A 14,241-nucleotide genomic window follows, 5' to 3' on the forward strand; every position below is an offset into this window, starting at 1 on the left:
TCATATCCGCGCACGCGTCGACCGACGGGGCGGGGCGCGGACGCGCGAGACCGCGCGTCCGCCGGCCGGATCAGCCCTGGCCCCGCGGACCGCGACCGCGCGGCGCGCCGCCGGAACGGTTGCCGCCCGGGCCGCGGTTGCCACCCGGACGCGGGCCGTTGCCGCCGGGGCGGTTGCCGCCGGCTGGACGACCGCCGGGGCGGGCCTGGCCCTGGCGCTGGCCGTACGGGCTATAGCTGCCGGGCGTGGCGTGGTCGGACGGGAAGCTGGGCGCATTGCCCGGATGCCCGTACGGCTTGGCCTTGCGCTGCTGGCCCTGGCCTGCGCCCTGGCCGCGCGGACCGCGCTCGTCGCCGAAGCCGCCGCCATAGGGGCTGTTGCCGCCACCACCACCACCACCGCCCGGACCGCGGCGCTGGCCGCCGGCCGGCTTGCCGCCGAAGGGCTTCTTCGGGCCGGCGTTGCGGTGGCCGCTCGGGCCGGTGTCCACGCCGTCGGGCACGTACCAGCTGCGGAACGCGGCCGGGTTGCCTTCCGGCAGCGGCTTGGGACCCTTTTCCTTGCGCTGCTTGAACGGCTTCTGCGACTGCTTGGCCGCCGCTTCGCCGCTGACGGTCAGGCCGCCCTTGAAGCCGCCGCCCTTGCCGCGGCCACGGCCGCGATCCTCGCGCACGTTGTCGAAGCGGCGCAGCTCGCGACCTTCGTCGGCGGTGCTGTGGCCGTTGACGTAGGCGTTGCCGGCGCCGCGCGCGTTGATCTGCAGCGTAGCCTTGGCCGCCTTGCGCTGGCCGATCACCGGCTGCAGGGTCAGCGCGGCCGGGGCGCCGTCCTCCAGGCCCAGCTGCTTGCGCAGCGCCTGGACCTGGGCGTCGGGCAGCTCCTGCGACTGGCCGCGCAGCAGCGGCTGCGGCAGTTCGATGGCGCCGTAGCGGATGCGCTTGAGGCGGCTGACCTGGCAGCCCTGCGATTCCCACAGGCGGCGCACCTCGCGGTTGCGGCCCTCGCTCAGGGTCACGCGGTACCAGTCGTGCGAATCGGTGCCGCCGATGCGTTCGATCTCGTCGAACTTGGCCGGGCCGTCCTCCAGCGCCACGCCGCGGCGCAGGCGATCGACCAGGTTGTCCGGCACGGTGTCCTGGCCTTCCGGGGCGCGCACGCGCACCACGTACTCGCGGCTGACCTCGAAGGAGGGGTGCATCATCGCGTTGGCCAGCTCGCCGTCGGTGGTCAGCAGCAGCAGGCCGGTGGTGTTGATGTCCAGGCGGCCGATGGCGATCCAGCGCGCGCCCTTGAGCGCGGGCAGGGACTCGAACACGGTCGGCCGGCCTTCGGGGTCCTCGCGCGTGGTCACCTCGCCTTCGGGCTTGTTGTAGATCAGCACGCGGGTGGGCTCGGTCAGCGCGCTGGCCACGAAGCTGCGGCCGTCCAGCTCGACGCGGTCGCCGCTGCCGATGGACATGCCGATCTGCGCGGTCTGGCCGTTGACCTTGACCAGGCCATCGGCGATGCGCTGCTCCAGCGCGCGGCGCGAGCCCAGGCCGGCCTGGGCCAGCACCTTGTGCAGGCGTTCCTCCAGGCGGACTTCGGGGGCTGCGGCGGCGTCGCGCTTCAGCGAGAGCTTGCTGCGGGGGGTGTCACTCATGTTTGTGCTCCGACGAGACCGTATCGGCGTCGTCTTCTTGGTGGGTGGTGGAAGCCGGCGCGTCGGTCTGCGGCGCGTCGGTGGGTTCGGCCGCGTCCGCGAGGGGCGCGTCGAGGTCGGGGGCGTCCTGCGTGGCCGGCGGCGGCAGGTCGCCGTCGGCCTCCGGCGCGTCCTGCGCCGGCGGGGAATCGAGGGAGGCCGGCGGTTCGCCATCGTCGGCGCCGGTGGCGGCGTCATCGGCCGGCACGGCCTCCGCATCCGCCTCCGCGTCGGGCTGGCCCTCGGCGGCGGCGCGGGCCGGCAGCGGGGCGCCGGGCAGCGGCAGCTGCGGATCGAGCTCGGCGATGTCCTTCAGCTCGGACAGCGGCGGCAGTTCGTCCAGGCGCTTGAGCCCGAAGTAGTCCAGGAAGCCCTTGGTGGTGCCGAACAGCGCCGGCCTGCCGGGCACGTCGCGGTGGCCGACCACGCGGATCCACTCGCGCTCTTCCAGCGCCTGGATGATGTTGCTGCTGACCGCCACGCCGCGCACCTGCTCGATCTCGCCGCGGGTGATCGGCTGGCGGTAGGCGATCAGCGCCAGGGTCTCCAGAGTGGCGCGGGTGTAGCGGGTCTTGCGCTCGGTCCACATGCGGCTGACCCAGGCGTGCACGTCCGGCTTGACCTGGTAGCGCCAGCCGCTGGCCACTTCGACCAGCTCCACGCCGCGCTCGGCGCAGGCCTGGGCGAGCTGTTCCAGCGCCAGGTCCAGGCTGCCTTCCGGCGCCGGGCGGTCTTCCGGGAACAGCTCGGCCAGCTGCGCCAGGCTCATCGGCTGGGCCGAGGCCAGCAGCGCGGCCTCCACGATGCGGTTGATCAGGCCCTGGTCCGCCTGGGCGACCGGGGCGGTCGCGGTGTCGGTATCGAAAGCGTCGTCGTCGTGCATGCGAGGGTCTTGGCCGCGCCGTCAGCGCGTGCGGGTCGTGGTGGCCGGCGCGCTCATGCGTCGTTGGCCGCGTCGGTGTCGTCGAACTCGCTGGAGAACTGCAGCGGCTCGTTGGTGTTGTTCAGCGCCAGGGACTTGATGTAGATCGGCGCCAGCGGAGCCTCCTGGACGATGTCCAGCAGCTGCTCCTTGGCCAGCTCCAGCATCGCCAGGAAGGTCACCAGCACGCCGAGCCGGCCCTCGGCCACGGTGAACATGGTCTCGAAGCGGTGGAACTTGCCGTCCTCCAGCCGCGAGAGCACCTCGCCCATGCGCTGGCGCACGCTCAGCGCCTCGCGCTTGATCGCGTGGCCGGAGAACAGCTCGGCGCGCTTGAGCACATCGTGCAGCGCCAGCAGCATCTCCTTCAGGTCCACCTCCGGCGGCACCTTGATGGCGGTGCGGTCCGGCACATGGGCGTGGGCCACGGCGGTGTCGCGGTCCTGGCGAGGCAGGGCGTCGATGTCCTCGGCGGCCTGCTTGAAGCGCTCGTATTCCTGCAGGCGGCGCACCAGGTCGGCGCGCGGGTCGCCTTCCTCGCCGTCCTCGGCCTGCGGCCGCGGCAGCAGCATGCGCGACTTGATCTCGGCCAGGATCGCGGCCATCACCAGGTATTCGGCCGCCAGCTCGAAGCGCAGCTCCTGCATGACGTTGATGTAATCCACGTACTGGCGGGTGATCTCCAGCACCGGGATGTCCAGGATGTCCAGGTTCTGCCGGCGGATCAGGTACAGCAGCAGGTCCAGCGGGCCCTCGAAGGCATCGAGGATGACCTCCAGCGCGTCCGGCGGGATGTACAGATCCTGCGGGATCTGCAGCACCGGCTGGCCATGCACCATCGCCAGCGGCATCTCGTGCTGCTGCGGGCTTTGCGGCTTGTCGGTGGAAGCGGTCGCGTCGGGCGCGGATTGCGATGTCATCGAGGGTCGAAAGCGGGTCGCGTCAACACTGCGGTCCGGACCGGTTGGCGTGGGGGAACGCCGGGGCCGGCCCTGCGATTGCCAGGGGGCATGCGCTTCCCGCAAGGGGCGGCGCCGGGGTACTGCAGGTGGTCAAGCCTTGCGTGGGCGGTCGCGGTGCGCACGTCAGCCAATGCGGCGCTCGCCTGTGGGGAGGGCGGCGGGCAACGAAGGATCAGGTGGTCTGGCCTTAAGGACGCGCTTGGCAGCGTGTGGGTCGCGGGCAGGTCCGGGCGGGCCTGGGCGATGGCCGCTGCGGGTCGTGCCGTGCCAATCAGGTTCGCAGAGTACGGTTTGGCCGGCCGCCTGTCCAGCGCGGGCGCATCCGTACAATCGCAGGCCCATCCGAAGTCCAGCGGTCTTAATGCCATGTGGTACGCCATCGAAGGCCATGATGTCCCCGATTCCCTGCCGCTGCGCCAGCCGGCGCGCCCGGCGCACCTGGCGCGGCTGCAGGCGCTGCTCGATGCCGGCCGGCTGCTGGTGTGCGGGCCATGCCCGGCGATCGATTCGCCCGATCCGGGCCCGGCCGGCTTCAGCGGCAGCATCGTGATCGCGCAGTTCGACTCGCTGGAGGATGCGCGCGCCTGGGCCGACGCCGACCCATATGCGCTGGCCGGTGTCTATGCGCGGGTGGACGTGCGTCCGTTCCTGAAGGTGCTGCCGTGAGCGAGGCGACGCGGATCGAGCGCATCCGCCAGGCGCTGGACGCCGGCCTTGCGCCGACGGTGCTGGAGCTGGAGGACGAGAGCCACCGCCACGCCGGCCACGCCGGTGCGCGCGACGGCCGCGGGCATTTCAAGGTCCGGGTGGTCAGCGAGGCCTTCGCCGGCAAGCTGCCGCTGGCCCGGCACCGGCTGGTGTATGCCGCGCTGGGCCCGATGATGCAGACCGACATCCATGCCATGAGCATCGTCGCCCAGACCCCGGGCGAGGCCTCCAGCGCCTGAGCGGGCGCGGGTTGCCCAGGCGTGCGACGGCACCGATTTCGCGGGCTTTTGATCCGGCGCCGCCCTAGCATCGGCCCAAGGTAGGATGGACCGCGCGGAGTGGAAGCGCTTACATTCCGCGCCAGAACCAGTCAGCCAGACCGCGGAGGGCGGATGTCGCGCAACGGAACCATCACCATCCGGGATGTGGCGCGCGAGGCGCAGGTCTCGGTGGCGACCGTCTCGCGGGCGCTCAACGGTCACGACAACGTCGCCGAGGAGGTCCGCAAGCTGGTCCTGGAGACCGCCCGGCGCCTGCGCTACCAGCCGCATGCCGCCGCGCGCAGCCTGAGCAGCCGCAGCACCCAGACCATCGGCGTGGTCCTGCCGGACCTGTATGGCGAGTTCTTCTCCGAGCTGATCCGCGGCATCGACGGGGTGGCGCGCGAGCACCGCCGCCATCTGCTGGTGTCCAGCTACCACGGCGCCCAGGACGCCCAGGGCGCGGCGCTGCGCGCGATGCGCGGGCGCGTGGATGGGCTGCTGGTGCTCTCGCCCTATGCCGACCAGCCGGGGTTCCTCACCGACAACCTGCCCGACGGCCTGCCGGTGGTGCTGATCAACACGCACCTGCCGCATGGCGACTATCCGGTCCTGAACATCGACAACCACGGCGGCGCGGTGGCGATGATGCGCCACCTGGTGGCCAGCGGCCGCAGGCGCATCGCCTTCATCGCCGGGCCGGCCTGCAACTTCGACGCGGCCGAGCGCCTGCGCGGCTATCGCGACGCGCTGGCCGAGCTGCTGCCTGGGGTGGCCGAGCAGGTGCTGCCGGGGCGGTTCGACGAGGCCTCCGGCATGGAGGCCGGCACCGCGCTGCTGGCGGCCGGGAGCCGGCCCGACGCGGTCTTCGCCGCCAACGACACCATGGCCCTGGGCTGCCTGTTCGCCTTCAACCAGGCCGGGGTGCGCGTGCCGCAGGACATTGCCCTGGCTGGGTTCGACGACGTGCCGGTGGCGCGCTTCGTCCACCCGCCGCTGACCACCATGCGCATCAGCATCGCCGAGCTGGGCGCCAACGCGCTGCGGCGGCTGCTGCAGGACATCCAGGCCAAGGCGCCGCTGGCGCTGCCCGATCCGGCGCCCTTGGTGCCTGAACTGGTGGTGCGCGACTCGGCCCCGGCGGCCGCGGCGCTCTGACTCGGCAGGCCACGGCTGTTAACCTTGCACCACCCCCGCACCGCTTTCGTTTTGCGCCGGACTTTGTTTGCAGGTGTAAACGTTTACATGGATCTTGAGCCTTGAAGACGCGTCGACGCCTCACCTCGCTGCTGCCGCTGACGGCATCGGCCCTGGCCGTGCTGCTGGCGGCCTGCCAGCAGCAACCCGAACCCACGCCCGTCAAGCCGGTCAAGGTGACCGGGCGTCCGCCCGTCGAGCTTCCCGTGGAAGACAAGAAACCCGAATTGCCCGCGCTGTTCCGCGACATCGAGCGCCGGACCTTCCAGTTCTTCTGGGACACCACCAACGAAAGCAACGGCATGACGCCGGACCGCTATCCGTCGCGGCCGTTCGCCTCGGTGGCCTCGGTCGGGTTCGCGCTGACCGCCTATCCGATCGGCATCGAGAACGGCTGGGTCAGCCGCAGCCAGGCGGTGGACCGCACGCTGACCACGCTGAAGTTCCTCTACGAGCTCAAGCAGGGCAAGCAGCCCACCGGCACGGCCGGCTACAAGGGCTTCTACTACCACTTCCTGGACATGCAGACCGGCCAGCGCTTCTCCAGCTGGGTGGAGCTGTCCACGGTGGACACCTCGCTGCTGCTGATGGGCGTGCTGTTCGCCCAGTCCTATTACGACGGCGATGACCCGCGCGAGAAGCAGATCCGCGACCTGGCCGAGCAGATCTACCGGCGCGTGGACTGGACCTGGATCCAGCCGCGCTCGCCGCTGATCTCGATGGGCTGGTTCCCCGAGAGCGGCTTCATCAACCACGACTGGACCGGCTACAGCGAGGGGATGATGGTCTACATCCTGGCGCTGGGCTCGCCCACCCATGCGGTGGAGCCCGACGCCTGGCAGGTGTGGACGCGCACCTACAACGAGATCTGGGGCGTCTACCAGGGCCAGGAGTATCTGTCCTACGGCCCGCTGTTCACCCATCAGTACACGCATATCTGGGTCGACTTCCGCGGCATCCAGGACGACTACATGCGCGAGCACGGCATGGACTACTTCGAGAACAGCCGCCGCGCCGCCTATGCCCATCGCCAGTACGCCATCTCCAACCCGATGAAGTGGAAGGACTACGGCGAGAACGTGTGGGGCCTGACCGCCTCTGACGGGCCGCAGCAGACCCAGCAGGAGTACCGCGGCGAGATGCGCGAGTTCCGCGACTACTCCTCGCGCGGCGCCGGCCTGCGCGACAACTTCGACGACGGCACCATCGCCCCGACCGCGGCCATCGCCTCGCTGCCGTTCGCGCCGGAGATCGTGATCCCGGCCACCGAGGAGATGCACAAGCGCTTCGGCGACTACATCTATTCCAGCTACGGCTTCCTGGATGCGTTCAATCGCAGCTTCACCTACGACATCCCGATCAAGACCGGTCGCGTGGTGCCGGACAACGGCTGGGTCGGCAGCGACTACATCGGCATCGACCAGGGTCCCATCCTGACGATGATCGCCAACTATCGCGACGACTTCGTCTGGAACGTGATGAAGAAGAACCCGCACATCCGCAAGGGGCTGGAGCGGGCGGGCTTCACCGGCGGCTGGCTGGCCGGCGAGGACAAGGGCAAGGACGACAAGGACAAGCGCGCGCAGGCCGAGGCGGCCAAGACCGCGCAGGCGCCGGGCCAGATGGACGCGGCCACCGCGCGCGCGCTGGGCACGGCCGAATCGCGCGTGCCCAATTCGCAGTCCGAGCCGCAGCAGCAACAGCAGCAGCGCCCGCAGCAGCCGGGTTGAGCCGCGCATGAGTCCATTCCGCTTTTCCCCGGCGCGCGGCGCGCTGGCGCTGGTGCTGCTGGCGGGCATCGCGGCCGTGCTGGCGGCCTGCGCGCCGCGCGATGCGCAGCAGCGCACGACGGTGCGCTTCTGGGCGATCGGCCGCGAGGGCGAGGTGCTCGGCACGCTGCTGCCCGAGTTCGAGGCCGCCCATCCCGACATCCGCGTGGACCTGCAGCAGATCCCCAGCACCGCCGCGCACGAGAAGCTGCTGACCGCCTTCGCCGCCGACACGCTGCCGGACGTGTGCCAACTGGGCAACACCTGGATCGCCGAGTTCGCCACGCTCAAGGCGCTCACGCCGCTGGAGCCCTACGTGCGGCGCTCGACGGTGGTCAAGCAGGACGACTACTTCCCCGGCATCTGGCAGACCAACATCATCGACGGGCAGCTGGTCGGCATCCCGTGGTATGTGGACACGCGCCTGCTGTTCTATCGCAAGGACATCCTGCGCGAGGCGGGGGTGAAGCTGCCGATCACCACGTGGGCGCAGTGGGACAAGGCGATGGCGCAGATCAAGGCGTACGTCGGGCCGGACCGCTACGCCATCCTGATGCCGCTCAACGAGTTCGAGCAGCAGCTCTCGCTGGCCCTGCAGCAGGACGATCCGCTGCTGCGCGACCACGACAACCGCGGCAACTTCGAGAGCCCCGGCTTCCGCGCGGCGCTGGCCTTCTACGCCAACACCTTCGCCCAGGGCTGGGCGCCGAAGATGTCCGAGACCCAGGTCTCCAACGTCTGGGACGAGTTCTTCCGCGGCACCTATGCCTTCTACCTGTCCGGGCCCTGGAACATCCGCGAGTTCCGCATCCGCGCGCCCGAGGCGCTGAAGGACCAGTGGGGCACGATGGCGCTGCCGGGGCCGCACGGCCCGGGCGCGGGCATCGCCGGCGGCTCGAGCCTGGTGATCTTCCAGAGTTCACGCCACAAGGAGGCGGCGTGGAAGCTGATCGAGTTCCTCTCGCGTCCGGACATCCAGCAGCGCTTCCACGCGCTGATCGGCGACCTGCCGCCGCGCCGCTCCACCTGGCATACGACGCAGCTGGAAGGCGATCCGCTGGCGCGCGCCTTCGCTGACCAGCTCGAGCGGGTCAAGCCCACGCCCAAGGTGCTGGAATGGGAGCGTATCGTGCAGGAGATGCGACTGGTGACCGAGCGGGTGGTGCGCGGCGGCGAAAGCCAGGACGCGGCGGTGGCCGACCTGGACCAGCGCGTGGACAAGATCCTGGCCAAGCGCCGCTGGATCTATGAACGCGACCATCCCGGCAGCGACGCCGAACAGACGGAGACCGCCCGATGAACCGTTCGCTTGCCGGATGGGTGTTCACCGCGCCGGCGCTGATCGTGCTGGGCGTGTTCTTCGGCCTGCCGGTGCTGGCCGCGCTGGCGCTGAGCGTCACCGACTTCGATCTCTACGCGCTGGCCGATCCGCACAACCTGCGCTTCATCGGGCTGGACAACTACATCGACCTGCTGCGCACGCCGATGTTCTGGAAGGCGCTGTGGAACACCACTTACTTCGTGCTGGTGGGCGTGCCGCTGTCCATCGCCGCCTCGCTGGGCGCCGCGCTGCTGCTCAACGCGCCGGCCGCGCGCTTCCGCGCGCTGTTCCGCACCGCGCTGTTCGCGCCGGTGGTGACCACGCTGGTGGCGGTGGCGGTGATCTGGCGCTATCTGTTCAACACCCAGTACGGGCTGGTCAACTACGTGCTGGTGCACCTTGGCGTGCCGGCGCCGGACTGGCTGGGCGATCCGCACTGGGCCATGCCGATGATCATGCTGTTCGCGGTGTGGAAGAACTTCGGCTACAACATGGTGATCTTCCTGGCCGGGCTGCAGGCGATCCCGCACGACCTCTACGAGGCCGCGCGCATCGACGGCGCCAACCGCTGGAAGCAGTTCTGGCACATCACCCTGCCGATGCTGGGCCCGGTGCTGCTGGTGGTCGGGGTGATCACCATCTCCGGCTATTTCCAGCTGTTCGCCGAGCCCTATGTGATGACCCGCGGCGATCCGCTGCAGAGCACGGTGAGCGTGCTGTATTTCATGTTCGAGGAAGGCTTCAAGTGGTGGAACCTGGGCCGCGCCTCGGCGGTGGCCTTCCTGCTGTTCCTGATCATCCTGGCGGTGACCACCGTGATGCTGCGCCTGGGCCGCAGGAAGGGGTTGGTATGAGGGGCTTGCACATGCGCGCCCGGTGCGCGGGAGGCCCGGCATGAGCCGCGAAGTCGGCGGCTCGCGCTGGAACGCGATCCTGGTCAACGGCGGCCTGCTGGCGCTGGCCATCGTCAGCCTGGCGCCGCTGGCGTGGATGGTGTCGGTGTCGTTCATGCCGGCCGGCGAGGCCAGCCGCTTCCCGCCGCCCATGCTGCCCAGCGCCGCGACGCTGGCCAACTACCATCAGCTGTTCGAACGCACCGGCATGGCCGACAACTTCGTCAACAGCCTGATCGTGTCGCTGGCCATCACGCTTGGATCGCTGCTGTTCAACACGCTGGCCGGCTATGCCTTCGCCAAGCTGCGCTTCGCCGGGCGCGAGCGGGTGTTCCAGGTGCTGCTGGCCGCGCTGGTGATCCCGGCGCAGGTGGCGATGCTGCCGCTGTTCCTGCTCATGAAGCAGCTGCATCTGGTCAACAGCTTCGGCGGTGTGATCGTGCCGGCGCTCGCCACGGTGTTCGGCATCTTCCTGGTGCGCCAGTACGCGCGCAGCATTCCCGACGAGCTGCTGGAGGCCGCGCGCATGGATGGCGCCGGCGAGCTGCGGATCTTCTTCCAGATCGTGCTGCCGATGCTCAAGCCGGTGCTGGTGACGCTGTCCATCTTCACCTTCATGGCGGCCTGGAACGACTTCATGTGGCCGCTGATCGTGCTGACCGACCAGGATCACTACACGCTGCCGGTGGCGCTGGCCTCGCTCTCGCGCGAGCACGTGATGGACGTGGAGCTGATGATGGCCGGTGCGGTGGTGACGGTGGTGCCGGTGCTGCTGCTGTTCCTGCTGTTGCAGCGGTACTACATCCAGGGGCTGCTGCTGGGGAGTGTGAAGGGGTAGGCCCGCGTGAGCTTGCGGATCGCGGTCTCGCGCTCAGGGTCTTGCTCTACGCAATCAAAGGCTTTCGTGCGGCTGCGCCGCCCGACCTCCTTTTCTTTGCTCGTGCAAAGAAAAGGAGGCAAAAGAAAGCACGCCCCCGACGGCGCGCCTGCGCTGCGCGCAGGTCCGCTGCGGGCCGAGGGATTTTCCGAAGGGACATCCTGTCCCCTCGGAAAACGCCGCACTCCTGTGCGGCGCCCTTCGGGTCTGGTCCTCGGCCCTCCGCCGCGCCTCAAGGGGGACGGAAAAGCCAAGGCAACAGCTTTGGATTCCGCGAGACGGTTGTCTTCACGGGAATCTCCCATAATCTTTTCGATGAACGTCATTGACATGTCCCGTTGCCGCTCGCTTGTCGCTTTCTTGATCGCGCTTGGCTTGCCTGCGTCTGCGCAAGCGCAGACGCGCGTGCTCGATGCGTTCGACGATCCTTCCACCTGGAAGGTGGTGACCTCCAACCAGGTCACCGCGAGCCTGCGTACGGTGCCCGGGGCCGATGGCGGCAAGGCGCTGTGCCTGGACTACGACTACCACGGCGTGTCCGGCTATGCGGGGCTGCAGCGCCAGGTGGCGCTGGACTATCCGGACAACTATCGCTTCGACTTCCAGCTGCGCGGGGCCTCGCCGGCCAACGATCTGCAGTTCAAGCTCACCGATGCCTCGGGCGACAACGTGTGGTGGGTCAATCGGCCGGCCTACGACTTTCCCGGCGAGTGGACGCCGGTGACCTATCGCAAGCGCCAGATCGACAAGGCCTGGGGGCCGGACCCGGACAAGACGCTGCGCCATAGCGCCAAGCTGGAGTACACGATCTACAACAACGCCGGCGGCAAGGGCTCGGTGTGCTTCGATGCGCTCACCTTCACCGCGCTGCCGCCGCAGGACACCCGCCCGCTTACCGGCTCGGCCAGCGCCTCGACCGCCAACGGCGGCAGCAGCGCTGCGCTGGCGGTGGACGGTAATCCGGACACGGCCTGGTATGCGGACTTCGATGCGGCCACGCCGCCGCAGCTGACCCTGGACCTGCACAGCGTGCGCGAGTTCGGCGGGCTCAAGCTGGTGTGGAAGCCGGGCGAGCAGGCCAGCGACTACCTGGTGCAGCTGTCCGACGACGGCGTGCAGTGGCGCGACGCGCGCGCGGTGGTCGATGGCGATGGCGGCACCGACTGGATCGCGCTGCCGGAAACCGAAGCGCGCTACGTGCGCGTGCTGCCCGCCGAAGGGCCGCACAACTCCTTCGGCCTGGCCGAACTGCAGGTCCTGCCGCTGGCGTTCTCGGCCACGCCCAACGAGGTGATCAAGACCATCGCGGCGACCTCGCCCAAGGGCTGGTATCCGCGCGGCTTCAGCGGCCAGCAGCCGTACTGGACGATCATCGGCCTGGATGGCGGCACCGAGCAGGGCCTGATCGGCGAGGACGGCGCGGTGGAGGTCGCGCGCGGCGGCTTCAGCGTCGAGCCGTTCGTGGTGACCGACGGGCGGCTGGTGAGCTGGGCCGACGTCAAGGCCCAGCAAAGCCTGCAGGACGGCTATCTGCCGATCCCCAGCGTGGAGTGGCGCCATCCGGCGCTGGCGCTGACCACCACGGCCTTCGCCGACGGCACGCCGGCCGATTCGCAGCTGGTCGTGCGCTACACGCTGCGCAATCCGGACAGCCGCGCGCATGCGTATCGCCTGGCGCTGGCGCTGCGGCCGTTCCAGGTCAACCCGCCGACGCAGTTCCTGAGTGTGCCGGGCGGGGTGAGCCGGATCGAGTCGATCGCCTTCGACGGCCGCACCGCGCGCGTCAACGGCGCGCCGCGGGTGTACGCCTCGCAGGCGCCCGATGCCGCCTTCGCCACAAGCTTCGACGGCGGCATGGCGGTCTCGCACCTGCTGGACGACACGGTGCCGGCGCAGGCCGAGGTGGTCGACGAGACCGGCCTGGCCTCCGGCGCCTACGTGTACGAGCTGACGCTGGAACCGGGCCAGTCGCGCCAGTTCGACCTGCGCGTTCCGATGACCGGCAAGCCGCGCTGCTCGAGCAGCGTAACCGCCGCCGACTGCGGCGCGCAGGCGCGTCAGGACGCGGTGGCGGCGCTGTGGCGCGACAAGCTGGACCGCGTGCGCTTCACCGTACCGGCCGCCGGCCAGCCGCTGGTCGATACGCTGCGCACCGCCACCGCGCACATGCTGATCTCGCGCGTGGGGCCGCGCCTGCAGCCGGGCACGCGCTCGTACAACCGCAGCTGGATCCGCGACGGGGCGATGATCTCCGAGGGCCTGCTGCGCATGGGCCGCCCGCAGGTGGTGCGCGACTACATCGCCTGGTATGCGCCGTTCCAGTTCAAGGACGGCATGGTGCCGTGCTGCGTGGACCGCCGCGGCAGCGACCCGGTGCCGGAGAACGACAGCCATGGCGAGCTGATCTTCGCCATCGCCGACTACTGGCGCTATACCGGCGACACCGCCTTCGTGCAGCGCATGTGGCCGCACGTGGAGGGCGCCTATCGCTACATGGAACAGCTGCGCCTGTCCGAGCGCACCGAGCAGAACCGCGCCAAGGATCCGGCCTTCTACGGGATGATGCCGGTGTCGATCAGCCACGAGGGCTATTCGGCCAAGCCGGTGCATTCGTACTGGGACAACTTCTGGGCGCTGCGCGGCTACAAGGACGCGGTCGAACTGGCCCAGGTCCTGGGCAAGACCGAGGACGCCAAGCGCATGGCCGCCTCGCGCGATCAGTTCCGCGCCGATCTGATGGCCTCGCTGCAGGCGGCGGCGCGTGAGCACGGCATCGATTTTCTGCCCGGCTCGGCCGAGCTGGGCGATTTCGACTCCACCTCGACCACCATCGCCCTGGCGCCGGGCGGCGAGCAGGGCCAGCTGCCGCAGCCGCTGCTGGACAACACCTTCCAGCGCTACTGGACCGAATTCGAGCAGCGGGCCGACGGCCAGCGCGCGTGGAAGGACTACACGCCCTACGAGTGGCGCAACGTGGCCGCCTTCGTGCGGCTGGGCTGGCGCACGCGCGCCAACCGCGCGGTGGACTTCTTCTTCGCCCATCGCACCCCCCAGCCCTGGAACCAGTGGGCCGAGGTGGTCTCGCATACGCCGCGGGTGCCGTTCTTCCTCGGCGACCTGCCGCATGCCTGGGTGGCGTCGGACTTCGTGCGCACCGCGCTGGACATGTTCGCCTACACGCGCGAGCTGGACGACAGCCTGGTGCTGGCCGCGGGCATTCCGCCGGCCTGGTTGGACGAGCAGGGCATCGCCATCGCCGGCCTGCGCACGCCCGAGGGCCCGCTGAGCTACACGCTCAGGCACGCCGATGGCCAGCTGCAGCTGGACGTGCCGGCCGGCCTGAAGCTGCCCAAGGGCGGCCTGGTGCTGCCCTGGCCGTATGCGGGCACGCCGGGCCAGGCGACCATCGACGGCAAGCCCGCGCAGTGGCAGGGCGGTGCGCTGCGCATCACCAGGCTGCCGGCGACGGTGCGGATCGCGGCGCCGTGAGCGAGGTCGTGCGTCGCTACTTGTAGAGCGGAGCTTGCTCCGCTCGGGCCTTTCCCACGAACCGAACGAAGAGCAGCGGAGCAAGCTCCGCTCTACAAGAGGGAGCTGCCGTGATGGTTCCCACCCACCAGCAGGAAAGCGAGGCACGTTCACGGGCAGGCA

The 14,241-nt window shown here is 69.8% G+C and carries 10 protein-coding genes and 1 pseudogene; 8 read left to right on the forward strand and 3 right to left on the reverse strand.

The annotated features are described in order from the left end of the window. Window positions 1–70 precede the first annotated feature (70 nt). From EAT51_RS10740 to EAT51_RS10750, 3 genes and pseudogenes are all read right to left on the reverse strand, one after another. Window positions 71–1,642, reverse strand: a complete 1,572-nt coding sequence (locus EAT51_RS10740) for a pseudouridine synthase (RefSeq protein ID WP_130517811.1) — start codon at window positions 1,640–1,642, stop codon at window positions 71–73. After that, window positions 1,638–2,564 (reverse strand): annotated as a pseudogene (gene scpB / locus EAT51_RS10745) (SMC-Scp complex subunit ScpB); the annotation flags it as partial. The gene EAT51_RS10740 and the pseudogene scpB, both read right to left, overlap by 5 nt. 53 nt (window positions 2,565–2,617) lie before the next feature. Beyond that, a complete protein-coding gene (locus tag EAT51_RS10750; RefSeq protein ID WP_130517815.1) occupies window positions 2,618–3,523 on the reverse strand; it encodes a segregation and condensation protein A in 906 nt (301 codons plus the stop codon). 408 nt (window positions 3,524–3,931) lie between these two features. Here EAT51_RS10750 and EAT51_RS10755 point away from each other — a divergent pair, with 408 nt between their 5' ends. The 8 genes from EAT51_RS10755 to EAT51_RS10790 all read left to right on the forward strand — a co-directional run bounded on the left by EAT51_RS10755 (window position 3,932) and on the right by EAT51_RS10790 (window position 14,079). Next, window positions 3,932–4,231, forward strand: a complete 300-nt coding sequence (locus tag EAT51_RS10755; protein WP_130517817.1) for a YciI family protein — start codon at window positions 3,932–3,934, stop codon at window positions 4,229–4,231. After that, window positions 4,228–4,512 (forward strand): BolA family protein, encoded by a 285-nt coding sequence (locus EAT51_RS10760; protein ID WP_130561601.1) that lies wholly within the window; start codon window positions 4,228–4,230, stop codon window positions 4,510–4,512. The genes EAT51_RS10755 and EAT51_RS10760 overlap by 4 nt, the downstream gene beginning before the upstream one ends. A 153-nt stretch (window positions 4,513–4,665) precedes the next feature. Continuing rightward, window positions 4,666–5,691: a LacI family DNA-binding transcriptional regulator gene (locus tag EAT51_RS10765; RefSeq protein WP_130517821.1), complete on the forward strand. Its 1,026-nt coding sequence runs from the start codon at window positions 4,666–4,668 to the stop codon at window positions 5,689–5,691. 101 nt (window positions 5,692–5,792) lie between these two features. Further along, entirely contained in the window at window positions 5,793–7,460 is a 1,668-nt protein-coding gene (locus tag EAT51_RS10770) for a glucoamylase family protein (RefSeq protein ID WP_130561602.1), read from the forward strand. 7 nt (window positions 7,461–7,467) lie between these two features. Beyond that, window positions 7,468–8,799: a sugar ABC transporter substrate-binding protein gene (locus EAT51_RS10775; protein WP_130517825.1), complete on the forward strand. Its 1,332-nt coding sequence runs from the start codon at window positions 7,468–7,470 to the stop codon at window positions 8,797–8,799. Then, the gene (locus EAT51_RS10780) at window positions 8,796–9,674 is read left to right on the forward strand and encodes a carbohydrate ABC transporter permease (RefSeq protein WP_130517827.1); all 879 of its coding nucleotides are present in this window, start codon (window positions 8,796–8,798) and stop codon (window positions 9,672–9,674) included. Before EAT51_RS10775 ends, EAT51_RS10780 begins: the two co-directional genes overlap by 4 nt. A gap of 40 nt (window positions 9,675–9,714) precedes the next feature. Further along, window positions 9,715–10,551: a carbohydrate ABC transporter permease gene (locus EAT51_RS10785; protein WP_130517829.1), complete on the forward strand. Its 837-nt coding sequence runs from the start codon at window positions 9,715–9,717 to the stop codon at window positions 10,549–10,551. A 369-nt stretch (window positions 10,552–10,920) separates the two neighbouring features. Then, window positions 10,921–14,079 carry a discoidin domain-containing protein gene (locus EAT51_RS10790; protein WP_228257916.1) on the forward strand — a complete coding sequence of 1,053 codons (3,159 nt, stop codon included), beginning with the start codon at window positions 10,921–10,923 and terminating at the stop codon, window positions 14,077–14,079. Window positions 14,080–14,241 lie beyond the last annotated feature (162 nt).

The organism is Pseudoxanthomonas winnipegensis, from assembly GCF_004283755.1.
Lineage (GTDB): Bacteria > Pseudomonadota > Gammaproteobacteria > Xanthomonadales > Xanthomonadaceae > Pseudoxanthomonas_A > Pseudoxanthomonas_A winnipegensis.

Coding starts and splice junctions, on each gene's coding strand:
- EAT51_RS10765 (WP_130517821.1), top strand. CDS start 4,666: ATGTCGCGCAACGGAACCATCACCATCCGGGATGTGGCGCGCGAGGCG.
- EAT51_RS10775 (WP_130517825.1), top strand. CDS start 7,468: ATGAGTCCATTCCGCTTTTCCCCGGCGCGCGGCGCGCTGGCGCTGGTG.
- EAT51_RS10780 (WP_130517827.1), top strand. CDS start 8,796: ATGAACCGTTCGCTTGCCGGATGGGTGTTCACCGCGCCGGCGCTGATC.
- EAT51_RS10785 (WP_130517829.1), top strand. CDS start 9,715: ATGAGCCGCGAAGTCGGCGGCTCGCGCTGGAACGCGATCCTGGTCAAC.
- EAT51_RS10755 (WP_130517817.1), top strand. CDS start 3,932: ATGTGGTACGCCATCGAAGGCCATGATGTCCCCGATTCCCTGCCGCTG.
- EAT51_RS10750 (WP_130517815.1), bottom strand. CDS start 3,523: ATGACATCGCAATCCGCGCCCGACGCGACCGCTTCCACCGACAAGCCG.
- EAT51_RS10790 (WP_228257916.1), top strand. CDS start 10,921: ATGTCCCGTTGCCGCTCGCTTGTCGCTTTCTTGATCGCGCTTGGCTTG.
- EAT51_RS10740 (WP_130517811.1), bottom strand. CDS start 1,642: ATGAGTGACACCCCCCGCAGCAAGCTCTCGCTGAAGCGCGACGCCGCC.